Source organism: Flaviaestuariibacter amylovorans, assembly GCF_039541815.1.
Lineage (GTDB): Bacteria > Bacteroidota > Bacteroidia > Chitinophagales > Chitinophagaceae > Flavisolibacter > Flavisolibacter amylovorans.
The window spans coordinates 449,025-462,547 of the sequence record NZ_BAABGY010000008.1 but is presented as its reverse complement, the minus strand read 5'-3'; the positions used below and the strand labels follow the sequence as shown (position 1 = coordinate 462,547).

Here is a 13,523-nt window from a genome sequence, read left to right as displayed (position 1 = left end):
TGATTACTTTTGTCTCAGAGTTCATGATCTGACATTTTGGGGTTTGAAAGTGTGGTTACTTAAAAATACCCAAGTGTCAGATCAACTCTTAACTACTGCAAGTAAACAATCCCTTCTTAGCGAATACCTTAGCCCCTTCTTTTCTTAGCGGTAAAAAAACCTTCTTTCCTTTTATCGCCTTACCTGTATCGATCGAGCAGCCACTCGCTCAACACCCAGTCACAAATCTGAAATCCGAAATCTGAAATCCTAAATCCCATCTCCCGTACCTTCGGGCCGCCATGACGGAAAAGATCCTGATCCTCGACTTTGGCTCACAATACACGCAACTCATCGCCCGCGCCGTGCGGGAAGCCAACGTCTACTGCGAAATCCTCCCCTTCAACAAGCCCCTCCCCGCCGACCCCTCGGTCAAAGGCGTGATCCTGTCGGGATCGCCCTTTTCGGTGAACGACGACAACGCCCCCGAAGTGGCGGTGCGCGACCTGGCCGGGCAAACGCCGGTACTCGGCATCTGCTACGGCGCCCAACTCACGGCCAAGGTCTTCGGCGGCTCCGTGGAGCGCTCCTCGAAGCGGGAGTACGGCCGCGCCACCCTCCACATCGGGCAGCAAGACCCGATCCTCGGCGGTCTTTCGGCTACCTCGCAGGTGTGGATGAGCCACGGCGACTCCATCCAGCGCCTCCCCGACGGCTTCCATGTGCTGGCGACCACCGACTCCATCCCGGTGGCCGCCTTCAAGGCCGACGGCACTACGCAGCCGCTTTACGGCCTGCAGTTTCACCCCGAGGTGTACCACTCCATCGAGGGCAAGAAGATCCTGAAGAACTTCCTCGTCGACATCTGCGGCTGCAGCCAGAACTGGACGCCGGCCCACTTCGTGACCGACACCGTGGCCGCGCTGAAAGAGAAGATCGGCGACCGCCAGGTGGTGATGGCTCTCTCCGGCGGCGTGGACTCCACCGTGGCCGCCACGCTCATCCACCGCGCCATCGGCCCCAACCTCCACGGCATCTTCGTCGATAACGGCGTGCTGCGCAAGGATGAGTTCCAGAGCGTACTCGACACCTACGCCACCATCGGCCTCAACGTAACGGGCATCGACGCGAAGCAGCGCTTCTACGACGCGCTCGCCGGCAAGAGCGACCCCGAGCAGAAGCGCAAGGTCATCGGCGGCCTCTTTATCGATATCTTCCAGGAAGAAGCGCACCGTATCGAGAACGTGTCGATGCTCGGCCAGGGCACCATCTACCCCGACGTCATCGAGAGCGTGTCGGTACATGGTCCCTCCGTCACCATCAAAAGCCACCACAACGTGGGCGGCCTCCCCGACACGATGCACCTGGAGCTCGTGGAGCCGCTGCGCTACCTCTTCAAGGACGAGGTGCGCCGCGTGGGCCGTGAGCTCGGCATTCCCGACAACCTCATCGACCGCCATCCTTTCCCCGGGCCCGGACTGGCGATCCGCATCCTTGGCGAGATCACGGAAGAAAAGGTGCAACTCCTTCAGGCGGCCGACGACATCTATGTTAAAGCCCTGAAGAAACACAACCTCTACGCAACGGTATGGCAGGCCGGCGCCATCTTATTGCCGGTGAAGAGCGTGGGCGTCATGGGCGACGAGCGTACCTACGAGTTTACGGTGGCCCTTCGCGCCGTGACCTCCGTGGATGGCATGACGGCCGACTGGGCCCACCTTCCCTACGAGTTCCTGGGGTACGTCTCCAACGAGATCATCAACTCCGTGCGGGGCATCAACCGCGTGGTGTACGATATCTCCTCGAAGCCGCCCGCCACGATCGAGTGGGAGTAGGGAATGTTTATTGGTCTATTTGTTTATTGGTAAATTGGTAAGAGCGTCATTTGCCGGTTACTACTTCAGGTGCGGTTGAGTATTTTAAAGAGCGAGGTGATTCAGTTCAGAAAAAAAGTAGCTCCTGGAACGACCCTTACCAATAAACAAATAGACCAATAGACGAATAAACCTAAAAACACCCTTTGTCCGTATGAAGAAAATCCTATTTATCCTCTGTGCTTTCCTGGCAGTTGCCGGCACCGCCGGCGCACAGGCACCGAAGCGCCATAAGATCGCGCTGGTGGCGCCGCTCTACCTCGACTCGGCCTTTGACGCCTCGAACAACTACCGATTCAACACGCAGTTTCCCAAATACCTCAACCCGGGCCTCGAGTTCTACCTGGGCGCGCAGGCTGCCCTCGACTCGCTCAACAGGGCCGGCGCCCCGCTCGACGTATTCGTGATCGACTCCCGCTCGGCCCGCAAGCCGCTTTCCGGCGAGCTCCGCGGCAACAGCGACCTGAAGGAGGTGGGCCTCATCATCGCTTCTGCGAACGCGGCAGAAACGCGCCTGCTGGCCGAAGAGGCGCAGCGCCGCAAGGTGCCCTTCGTTTCGGCTACCCTGCCCAACGACGCCGGCGTGACCAACAACCCTTACTACGTGGTGCTCAACTCCACCCTCCGCACGCACGTGGAGGCCCTGTATAAATACTACCAGCGCACGGCCGCCGCCGACCGGGTCATCCTGTTTACCCGCAGCGGCACCCAGGAAGCCCAGGTGCGCGACTACCTCGACGACTACGCCAAGGTAACCACCGGCGCCCCGCTGAAGATCCAGGTGCAAACGGTGACCGACGAAACCGAAGACGAAGCCGTGGTGGCGATGCTCGATTCCACGAAGCGCAACGTCTGCCTCGTAGGCTCGCTCGACGAGGACTTTGCATCGCATGTAGCGGGCGCCCTGCGCACGGCGGGCTCCTCCTACCGCATCCAGATCGCGGGCATGCCCACCTGGGACGCGTTCAATTTCCGCAGCACCGAGTACCGCGGTATGGACATCCTGTACACGACGCCCTTCTACTACGCGAAGCCGACACCGCTGGCCACGCAGCTCGGCAGAACGTTCAGCGCCCGTCAGAACGGACGTCCCACCGACCTGTACTACCGCGGCTACGAGTCTACCCTGCGCTTCGCCCTGCTGCTGCTCGACACGGCGGGCGATATGGCGCCCAACCTGTCGCGCAAAGGCAACGCGGTGTTTACGCCCTTCAACATCCAGCCCGTGTTCCTCGACCGGGCGCAACCCACGCTCGACTATTTCGAGAACAAGCATCTGTATTTCGTGCGGGTGCAGAACGGCGTGCGCACAGTGCTGCCTTGATCCTTCGACAGGCCCAGGATGACAAATGGAATGGTACATAGGTCCTGCCTGACGGCAGGACTTTTTCATAACAGCGAGGACGGCCGCAGGCGGCCTTCCATTTCCGAAAGATCGACGCGGGTTTCACGCGGAAACGCCAAGACGCGGGGCACGCAAAGGACACGCGATCACCGGCTTCGCCCTATACTCTTCCACCGGGCGGAATGATCGAAGCCGGGCGTCATTGCGAGGAGCGTCCCTGCCGCAGGCAAGGGACCGACGTCCCGAAGCTTCGGGACAATCGCCGGCGTTACGCGTGAGGTAAAACCAGAAGCCCGCTGCCCGTTCGGAAACAATAAATCTGCGCTCGCATTTTGGAACACTCCGCGTAACGCTGGAGATTGCTTCGCTGCGCTCGCAATGACGGCGACGGCGCAATCAGGGTCTTCGGTTTTTAAGACAGAAAGGAACGGATCGATCCGCATACATCCGCGGCATCCGTCCCATCCGTGTTCTCCTCTTCTGAACCTCCGTCCGGCTCAGCTGTTTGAGGTTATGGCACGCTTCTTTTAGCGGCTGAACCCTATGCCCCTGATCGAATTTTCGGAGAAAGGACTGTATTGCCGCGCAGGCGGCTTTTACATCGATCCGTGGCGCCCCGTGGAGCGGGCCCTCATCACCCATGCCCACAGCGACCATTCACGCCCCGGCTCGAAGTACTACCTCGCCCACCACGATTCCATCCCGATCATGCAGGCGCGGCTGGGGCCGCACCAATTCCAGGGTACGGCCTATGGCGAAACCACGTACATCAACGGGGTGCGCGTCTCCTTTCACCCGGCCGGCCACATCATCGGCTCTGCGCAGATCCGCGTTGAATACGAGGGCGAGGTATGGGTGCTGAGCGGCGACTACAAGACCGAGAACGACGGCATCTCCGGCGCCTTCGAGCCGGTGAAATGCCACCACTTCGTAACCGAAAGCACCTTCGGCCTCCCGATCTATAACTGGAAGCCACAGGCCGAAATCTACCGCTCGATGCAGGAATGGATCGCGAAAAACAAGGCGCTCGGTAAATCCTCCATCTTCATCGCCTACAGCCTCGGCAAGGCCCAGCGCCTGCTGCAGCCGCTGAGCGAGGTGAGCGAGCGCATCCTGGTGCACGGCGCGGTCTACAACATGCACATGGCCCTGGTGAACGCCGGGCACAAGCTGCCGCCCGTGGAGCGCGTGACGCCCGATACACCCAAAGAGCACCTCAAGGGCGCCGTGGTGATCGCGCCCGGGAGCGCCGAGGGCACCTCCTGGATCCGCCGCTTCGCGCCCGCCGCCATCGGCATCTGCAGCGGCTGGATGCAGGTGCGTGGCAATACCCGCCGCAAGAATGCCGATGCCGGATTCGCCCTCTCCGACCATGCCGACTGGAAGGGACTCATCGAAGCCTGTACCGCCACCGGCGCCGAGCACGTATATGCCACGCACGGCTTCCAGGCCGCCTTCAGCCGCTACCTCACCGAAAAAGGTATCGACGCGCGCGAAGTCATCACCGAGTACGGCAGCGACGAGGACGCCGGCCCCACGCCCACCGAAGAAGAACCACCACAAACGAACGAGGAGGCATCATGACAACAGAAGTCACGCCCAACGATCCGCTGCCCGCACCGGCCGAAACTATGAAGGGCTTCCGGGCCTTCGCCGAGCTCGTGCTCCGCATCGGCTCCAGCACGAAGACGAACGTGAAGCTCGACGCCCTCGTACAGTATTTCCACGGTGCCGACGACAAAGACAAGGTGTGGATGATAGCCATCTTCAGCGGACGCCGCCCGAAGCGCGTGGTAAACTCCACGCAGCTGGCCACCTGGGCCGTGGAGCTCATCGACCTGCCCTTCTGGCTGTTTGAGGAATCATACGGCACCGTCGGCGACCTGGCCGAGACCATCGCGCTGCTGCTGCCCGAGAACCCTCAGGAGGTAGCAAAAGCCGAGCCGCTGCATTATTACATCGAGCAGCTGATGCACCTCGGCAGGCAGAGCGAGGAGGCCCGCAAATACTTCATCCTCGAGTCGTGGCAGGAGATGGGCTTCGCGGAGCGCTTCGTGTTCAACAAGCTCATTACCGGCGGCTTCCGCATCGGCGTGTCGCAGAAGCTGATGGTGAACGCGCTTGCCAAGACCGTGAAGGCCGAGCCCTCGGTGATCGCGCACCGCATCTCCGGCAACTGGGACCCGTCCACCATCACGTTCTCCGACCTCCTGAGTGAAGAGGCCCAAGCCACTGACTACTCCAAGCCCTATCCCTTCTACCTCGCCTACGCCATCGAAGAGCCGGAGCTCGAAGGGCTCGGCGCTCCTTCGGAGTGGCAGGCCGAGTGGAAGTGGGACGGCATCCGCGGGCAGCTGATCAAACGCAATAACGAATTGTTCGTCTGGAGCCGTGGTGAAGAGCTCATGACCGAAAAGTTCCCGGAGTACGGAGCCCTGCTCGACCAATTGCCCGACGGGGTGGTGCTCGATGGCGAGATCATCCCGAGCGTGGACGGCGCGCCCTTACCGTTTGCGTTGTTGCAAACCCGCATCGGGCGAAAGAACGTGACGAAGAAGCAGCTGCAGGAAGCACCCATCGCCTTCTTTGCCTATGACCTGCTGGAGTGGGCAGGCGAAGACTGGCGCACGCGCCCGCTTTCGGAGCGCCGGGCAAAACTGGAGGAAGTGGTGCGCGCGGCGAAGCACCCCATCCTGCTGTTGTCCGAAGCCGTGGCGTTCGGTAGCTGGACCGAGCTCGCCGAATTGAGAAAAGGCTCGCGCGAAAAAGGTGCCGAAGGCTTCATGCTGAAACGCAAGGCGTCGACCTACCAGGTGGGCCGAAAGCGCGGCGACTGGTGGAAGTGGAAGATCGACCCGCTCACCATCGACGCCGTGATGATCTACGCACAGAAAGGCGCCGGCCGCCGCTCCAACCTCTATACCGACTACACCTTTGCCGTGCGCGACGGCGACAAGCTCGTGCCCTTTACCAAAGCCTACTCGGGGCTCACCGATAAGGAGTTCGCGCAGGTGGATGCGTTTGTGAAGCGCAACTCGCTCGAGAAGTTCGGTCCCGTGCGTACCGTGAAGCCGGAGCTCGTTTTCGAGATCGCCTTCGAAGGCATCGCCGCGAGCAACCGCCACAAATCTGGCGTGGCCCTGCGCTTCCCGCGCATCAGCCGCTGGCGGCAGGATAAAAAGGCCGATGAGATCAATACGCTCGAGGAGTTGAAGCAGCTGCTCGAGGTGTATGGGACCCCACCCCCGGCCCCTCCCCGGGAGGGAGGGGAGCGGTGAACCCGCCAGCCCACGGCTTCAGCCATGGGCCTCTTGCCCATCGGCAATCCCGTAACCTTGCACCCGACACCATGAACCATCCCAATCCGATCGCCCTTCGCACCGGCATCCGACAGCACCGCGCGCAGTTCCTGCTGCTCGTGCTCATCACCGCCTTCATCGGCTCGATGGTGGGCATGGAGCGCCCGCTCATCCCGCAGCTCGCGCAGTCGGTGTTCGGCCTCACCTCGAAGACGGCCATGTTCTCCTTTATCGTGGCCTTCGGCATTTCCAAGGCCCTCAGCAACCTCGTTACCGGCCGCCTCTCCGACCGCTGGGGCCGCAAGCGCCTCCTCGTGGCCGGCTGGCTCTTTGCCCTGCCGGTGCCCTGGATCCTGATGTATGCCGATCACTGGAACTGGATCATCGCCGGCAATATCCTCCTCGGCATCAAGCAGGGCGCCTGCTGGTCGAGCACGCAGGTGATGAAGCTCGACCTCGCCAGCGGGCGCGAGCGCGGCCTGGCGATGGGTGTCAACGAGTTCGCCGGATACTTCGCCGTGGGCATGGTGACCCTCCTCGTATCCTGGATCGCGGGCACCTATGGCCTGCGCCCCTACCCCTTCTATGCCGGGGTGCTCTTTTCGTTGCTCGGCCTGTTGCTCAGCCTATTCTTCACCAAAGACACCCGGCACCTCCGGGTCGCCGAGGCGGCGCAGCCTGCCGACAGCTTCGGGGAGCGGCCTGCCGCCCGCAGCCCTGTGCCCGTTATCACGCAGGCAGGCACGGTCAACAATATGAACGACGGCATGCTGTGGGGCCTTTACCCGCTGGTGCTGGCCGCGAAGGGTTTCACGATCGCGGAGGCCGGCGCCATCATCGCCCTATACCCCGCCTGCTGGGGCATCGGGCAGCTGTTCACCGGCCGCCTCGGCGACCTGCTTCCGAAGAAACACCTGCTCTTTGCCGGGATGACGCTCCAGGCCGCCACATTAGCGGCACTGCCCTTTGTGGAAGAGCGGGCCGTGTTCGTAGGACTCTCCGTGGCGCTCGGCATCGGCAAAGCGCTCGTGTATCCCAACTTCCTTGCGGCCATCGACGAAAGCACCGCCCCCACGCGCCGGGCCCGCGCCATCGGCACTTTCCGCTTTTGCCGCGACATGGGCTATGCGCTCGGCGCCATCCTCACCGGCACCGTAGCCGACGCTTTCGGAACAGAACCCGCGATCCTGCTGGTGGCCGGGGTGACGCTGGCTTCTGCAGTGCTCATTGCGCTCCTGAATTCAAAAGTCAAAACTCAAAAGTCAAAAAGCTTGCACGTTGAACCGTCCTCCCACCTTTGAGGAGCATCCATTCACAAACAGCCTTTTTGAATTCTGACTTTGACTTTCGACCTAAACCAGGGTTGATTTTAACAGCCTCCCACCCGGCCGTTTCGTAATTTCACGGGAGACAGTTCCCATGAAAAAGATCCTGTTATTTTCCGTTCTCTGCAGCACCCTGCTCGCCTTCCGCTTTTTCGGCACCGAAGACAAGCCGGTACCCATTCCGCCCAGCAAGCAACGCACCGGCGACGCGCGCAAGGGCTTTGATTACCTCGTCAATGGCGACTACGTGCGCAGCGGGCTGCCGCTGAACGTGTTCCGGATGGGTTATCTCAATTACGACTCGTCGCTGCTGACCCGCACCGGTCTCAACGCCAACATGCCCTATGACTTCACCGCGTTGACGGCCAGCAACGGCGAAGTGATCGTGGCACCCAACTGCCTGCAGTGCCATGCGATGCCCTTCGACGGCAAGCTCGTGATGGGACTCGGTAACGCCGGCATCGACTTCACCAACGCGCGCGGCATGACCCCGCAGCGCATCGCCATGCTGGAGAACTGGATCAAAAAAACCTCACCGAAACAATACGAGGCCTCGGCCACCTTCCTTACGGTCACGAAGGCCATCTCCCCGCAGCTCATTGCCGACGTGCGGGGCGTGAACCTCGCCGACCACCTTGCCGCCCTGCTCGTGGCCCACCGCGACCCCGTGACCTTCAAATGGAACGACTCCGCGCAGCTCGAGAAGAACCACGCGGTGGTGCCCACCGATACGCCACCGTGGTGGCTGCTGAAGAAAAAGAACGCCATGTTCTACAACGGCTTCGGCCGCGGCGACTTCGGGCGCTTCTTGATGGCCTCCAACCTGCTCACTACCGGCGACACGGCCGAGTCGCGCCAGGTAGACACGCATATGCCCGACCTGCTCGCCTACATCTATTCGCTGCAGGCACCGAAATACCCGAAGGCGATCGACAAGCCGCTGGCGGCAAAAGGCAAGGCCATCTTCCAGCAGAACTGCAGCGGCTGCCACGGCACCTACGACGGCAAAGGATCTTATCCCAACCTGCTGATCCCGGGATCGATCATCGGCACCGACTCGCTGCTGTATGCGAGCAACTATTCCACGCCGCAGTTCGTGGGCTGGTTCAACCAGAGCTGGTTCACGCAGGGCGATCACCCCGCGCGCCTCGAGCCCTTTGCAGGATACATCGCTCCTCCCCTCGACGGTATCTGGGTAACGGCGCCGTACCTGCACAACGCATCCGTGCCTACGCTGGAGGGCGTGCTGAACAGCAAGGCGCGCCCGCGCTACTGGTCGCGCAACTTCAAGCGGCCCCAGTATAACTACGAGAGCCCTGGATGGGTATACAAAATCGAAGAGAAAGGCGGCAAGCCAGAGATCTACAATACCGACCTGCCGGGCTACGGCAACGGCGGCCATACCTTCGGCGATCACCTGACCGACGCGCAGCGCCGCGCCGTGCTCGAATACCTGAAGACGCTATGAGTTCCACCCGCTTGCAGGAAAGCCCCGGCTACCGCATCGTGCAGGAGTGGCTGGCCGCAAAGGACTTTCGCCCTTTTCCGTACCAGGAAGAAGCCTGGAGCCATATCCTCGACGGGCGTAGCGGCCTTGTGAATGCGCCCACCGGATCGGGCAAGACCTACTCCGTATTTCTCGGCGCCGTCATCCGCTTCATCAACGAGCACCCGAACGACTACCGGGAGCGCAGCGGCAACGGCCTGCGCCTGCTCTGGGTAACGCCGCTCCGCGCGCTGGCCAAGGACATCGCCCGCGCCATGGAGGAAGTGGTGACCGAGCTGGGGCTGCAATGGAAGATCGGTGTGCGCAACGGCGACACCTCGCTCTCCGACCGCGCCAAACAGAAGCGGCACATGCCCGAGGTGCTGCTCATCACGCCCGAGAGCCTGCACCTGTTGCTCGCGCAGAAGCAGTACCCGGAAGTATTTAAATACCTCGAGCTCGTAGCCATCGACGAGTGGCATGAGCTGATGGGGTCGAAGCGCGGTGTGCAAATCGAGCTGGCGATGAGCCGGCTGGTCGCGCTTTCCGAGCTAAGTCAAAAGTCAAAAGTCAAAAGTCCCCTTCGACAAGCTCAGGGTGACAAGGGGCCCGTTGTCAGCCTGAGCCTGTCGAAGGCCAAAACCGCTCAAAACCCTTCAAAACCCTCCCTTTCGGTCTGGGGTATCTCCGCAACCATCGGCAACCTCGATCAGGCCATGGATGTGTTGCTGGCGCCGGTGGTGGCGCAGGGCGGAGCGAAACCCGTAATTATACGGGCAAAGATCCACAAGGAGCTGGAAGTGTCTTCGATCCTGCCCGACGAGATCGAGAAGTATCCCTGGGCGGGACACCTTGGCCTGAAGCTGGCGGAGAAGGTGCTGCCCATCATCAATGGGAGCCGCACCACGCTCATCTTCATCAACACCCGCGGCATGAGCGAGCAGTGGTACCATACCCTGCTCCGCATCGCCCCTGAGCTCGCCGGGGCCATCGCCCTGCACCACGGCTCCATCGACATGGAGCTGCGCAACTGGGTGGAGGACGCCCTGCACGAAGGAAAGCTCAAAGCCGTCGTCTGCACCGCCTCGCTCGACCTCGGCGTCGACTTCCGGCCGGTGGAAACGGTGATCCAGGTGGGTTCTCCCAAAGGCGTCGCCCGCTTCCTGCAGCGCGCGGGCCGCAGCGGCCACCGCCCCGACGCCGTGAGCCGCATCTACTTCCTGCCCACGCACTCGCTCGAGCTGATGGAAGCCGCGGCCCTCAAGGAAGCCATCAACCGCGGGCTCATCGAGAGCCGCGAGCCGCTGGTACTCTGCTACGACGTGCTGGTGCAATACCTCTGTACGCTGGCCGTGTCGGACGGGTTCGTGCCGGAAGACGTGTTTGCGGAAGTGAAGAACACGCATTGCTACCGGGAGCTTACGGAAGACGACTTCCGCGAGCTGCTTCACTTCATCACTGCCGGCGGCACCGCGCTGCAGCAGTACGATGAATACCACAAGGTGGTGATCGAAGACGGCGTGTACAAGATCATCGGGCGGCGCATCGCCATGCGGCACCGGATGCACATCGGCACCATCGTAAGCGATGCGATGCTCAAGGTCAAGTTCATGGGGGGTGGATACATCGGCATGATCGAAGAGGGCTTTATCTCGCGACTCGAGCCGGGCGATTCGTTCACGCTTGCCGGCCACCAGCTGGAGCTCGTGAGCATCAAGGACATGACGGTAGTCGTGAAAAAATCAAAGGCGAAGAAAGCCATCGTTCCGAGCTGGCAGGGTGGGCGCTTGCCGCTCTCCGCCAGTCTGGGCGCCGTGCTCCGCGAGCAGGTGGAGCTGGCAGGCGATGTAGCTGGCAAAACGAAGAAAAAGGCAGAAGAGATCAAAGCGCTGTCGCCCCTGCTGCGGCTACAGGCGCAGCTTTCGCATGTGCCGGCCGCGGGCGAGCTTCTCATCGAGCAGATCGAAACACGCGACGGCTTTCACCTGTTCGTGTATCCCTTCGAAGGACGGCTCGTGCACGAGGCCACGGCGGCCCTCCTCGCCTACCGCATCTCGAAGCTACTGCCCATCACTTTCTCCATCGCCATGAACGATTACGGCTTCGAGCTCCTGAGCGATCAGCCCGTGCCGGTGGATGACAGCAACGTATACGAGCTCTTTTCGCCAGCCAACCTGATCGCCGATATCCAGCACAGCGTGAATGCTACGGAGATGGCCCGCCGTAAGTTCCGCGACATTGCCGTCATTGGCGGACTCATCTTCCAGGGCATGCCCGGCGAGCGCAAAAAGGCAAGGCACCTGCAGTCTTCGGCCGGCCTGCTCTTCAACGTCTTCAATGAGTACGAGCCCGGAAACGTATTACTACGGCAAGCCTTCCAGGAAGTGTTCGACCAGCAGATGGAGGAGCAGCGCCTCCGCAGCATGCTGGAGCGGGTGCAGCGCTCGAAGATCGTACTCACCTTCCCGGAGCGCCTTACGCCGTTCTGCTTCCCGATCAAGGTCGACAGCATGCGCGAGACGCTGACCTCCGAGAAGCTTGCGGACCGCGTACGGCGGATGCAGGAGCAACTCGAGCGGGGAGGTTCGTAGTTTGTAGGTTTCAATGCAGTTACACAAGGCGGCCGTTGCAGCGAGCTGCCTGTTTTTCCTCTGAAAGATCTATGGCCAGGGCCGCTGCCTGAAGTAGGTGCGCAAGGCGGGCAACACGGCGTCGTTATGGCCTTTGCCGGCGTGCTCTTCATACCGCCATTGCAGCCCCGGGTAGCTCCGTTGCCGCAGCAAGCTTTGCAGGCGGCGCGTGCCCTGCAATACCAGGTTGAATGCCTCCAGGCTGCCGGCGCTGAAGTAGAGGTAATTCCGAAATCCTTCCTTTGCGGTCGCTGCCTGTGCCTCGTAACGCAGCAGGTCCCAATGGTTGGCCCAGATCGATGGTCCCATTGCTATGTATTGATCGAAGAGCCGCTCCGGCCGGAAGAGGGCATACAGGGCAAACAGGCCGCCGAACGAATGCCCGATCAGCGTCCGCCGCGACCGCACGCGATAACGTTTCCCGATATAAGGCAACAGCTCCTTCGCGAGGAAGGCATGAAAGCGGTGCGCCTGTCCGAAGTCGGGCGAATGCTTCGGCGCATCCCGCTCGGCAAAGCCGGGCGGGATAAAGTCGCGGCGGCGCAGCACGTGGAAGTCGCCGGTATGGGCGATGCCGACAAAGAGCACGTGGCGCGTCCAGGCGGTGCCGAGCGATGGCAGCAGGCTACGGAGGGCCGCACCGGAGCGGATGCCGGCATCGAGGTAGTACACGGTGCCCCAAAGGCTGTCGGTGGCGCGCGGCGCGGTGATGTGTAGGCGGAAGGAGTCGCCGACGAGCTTTGACGTAAAGGTTTCCGTGACCGTGTGCTGCGCATAGCCGGATCCAGAAAGGAAGCAGATAGCAACAAGCAGGGAGATCGGTCGGCAATGGGCCCTCATCAGGGTTGATTATTCCGGGAAGATAGGGTAAAGAACCATCGGCGCGGGCGGCGCCAGCCTACCTTTGCACCGCTCATGCAGCCGCCCCTCCTTCACACACATCTTGGTCAGCGCCTCTGGCTCTCGGCGCAGCGCGCGCTCTTTTGGGAAGAGACCGGCATCCTGCTGCTTTCCGACCTTCACCTCGGCAAGTCGGGGCATTTCCGCAAAGCCGGCATCCCGGTGCCGGCGGCGGTGATGAAGGAAGACATGCAGCGCCTGCTGCACCTGCTGGGGCACTTCAAACCTAAGCAACTGGTGGTGGTGGGCGATTTCTTTCACAGCCGCGACAACCGCGAGCACGACCTCTTCCGCCGCTGGCGCGACGACCTCCCCGACCAGCGCATCACCCTCGTACGCGGCAACCACGACATCCTGCCCGACCAGTGGTACCGGGATGCCGGGATCGAAGTGGAGGAAGAGCCGCTCCGGGTGGGGCCTTTCTGCTTCGCGCACGACCCGGCCGACGCCCCTGCCGGTGTATACACTTTCTGTGGTCACCTGCATCCCGGTGTGGTACTGCATGGCCTCGGCCGGCAATCGCTGCGCTTTCCCTGCTTTTATTTCGGTGCGGAATACTGCATCCTGCCGGCCTTCGGCAAATTCACCGGCCTCGCCAACGTGCAGCCCGGCAAGGGCGACGCCGTGTTTGCCGTAGTGGAGCAAAGCGTTATCCAGGTGCGGTCGTGAAGCCGCTGCGCGGCTG

General features: G+C 61.7%; 9 protein-coding genes. 8 read left to right on the top strand and 1 reads right to left on the bottom strand.

Going from position 1 to position 13,523, the window contains the following annotated elements; all coding sequences use genetic code 11:
* Positions 1-281 precede the first annotated feature (281 nt).
* The 7 genes from guaA (at position 282) to ABD937_RS15355 (ending at position 11,899) form a co-directional block, all read left to right on the top strand.
* Positions 282-1,814 (top strand): glutamine-hydrolyzing GMP synthase, encoded by a 1,533-nt coding sequence (gene guaA / locus ABD937_RS15385; RefSeq protein ID WP_345256648.1) that lies wholly within the window; start codon positions 282-284, stop codon positions 1,812-1,814.
* A 193-nt stretch (positions 1,815-2,007) separates the two neighbouring features.
* Complete coding sequence (locus ABD937_RS15380) at positions 2,008-3,177, top strand: ABC transporter substrate-binding protein (RefSeq protein WP_345256647.1); 1,170 nt, start codon at positions 2,008-2,010, stop codon at positions 3,175-3,177.
* 564 nt (positions 3,178-3,741) lie between these two features.
* On the top strand, positions 3,742-4,782 hold the full coding sequence (locus tag ABD937_RS15375; RefSeq protein WP_345256646.1) for a ligase-associated DNA damage response exonuclease: 1,041 nt from the start codon (positions 3,742-3,744) through the stop codon (positions 4,780-4,782).
* On the top strand, positions 4,779-6,476 hold the full coding sequence (locus ABD937_RS15370; protein WP_345256645.1) for an ATP-dependent DNA ligase: 1,698 nt from the start codon (positions 4,779-4,781) through the stop codon (positions 6,474-6,476). The genes ABD937_RS15375 and ABD937_RS15370 overlap by 4 nt, the downstream gene beginning before the upstream one ends.
* 71 nt (positions 6,477-6,547) lie before the next feature.
* Positions 6,548-7,798, top strand: coding sequence for an MFS transporter (locus ABD937_RS15365; RefSeq protein WP_345256644.1), 1,251 nt, complete (start codon positions 6,548-6,550; stop codon positions 7,796-7,798).
* Positions 7,799-7,916: 118 nt separating this feature from the next.
* Positions 7,917-9,290 carry a c-type cytochrome gene (locus ABD937_RS15360; protein ID WP_345256643.1) on the top strand — a complete coding sequence of 458 codons (1,374 nt, stop codon included), beginning with the start codon at positions 7,917-7,919 and terminating at the stop codon, positions 9,288-9,290.
* Positions 9,287-11,899, top strand: coding sequence for a ligase-associated DNA damage response DEXH box helicase (locus ABD937_RS15355; protein ID WP_345256642.1), 2,613 nt, complete (start codon positions 9,287-9,289; stop codon positions 11,897-11,899). The genes ABD937_RS15360 and ABD937_RS15355 overlap by 4 nt, the downstream gene beginning before the upstream one ends.
* A 69-nt stretch (positions 11,900-11,968) precedes the next feature.
* Here ABD937_RS15355 and ABD937_RS15350 read toward each other — a convergent pair whose 3' ends face one another.
* On the bottom strand, positions 11,969-12,778 hold the full coding sequence (locus ABD937_RS15350; protein WP_345256641.1) for an alpha/beta hydrolase: 810 nt from the start codon (positions 12,776-12,778) through the stop codon (positions 11,969-11,971).
* Between the two features lie 75 nt (positions 12,779-12,853).
* On the opposite strand from ABD937_RS15350, the gene pdeM reads away from it, so the two are divergent.
* Positions 12,854-13,507, top strand: coding sequence for a ligase-associated DNA damage response endonuclease PdeM (pdeM, locus tag ABD937_RS15345; protein WP_345256640.1), 654 nt, complete (start codon positions 12,854-12,856; stop codon positions 13,505-13,507).
* The last annotated feature ends 16 nt before the right edge of the window (positions 13,508-13,523 follow it).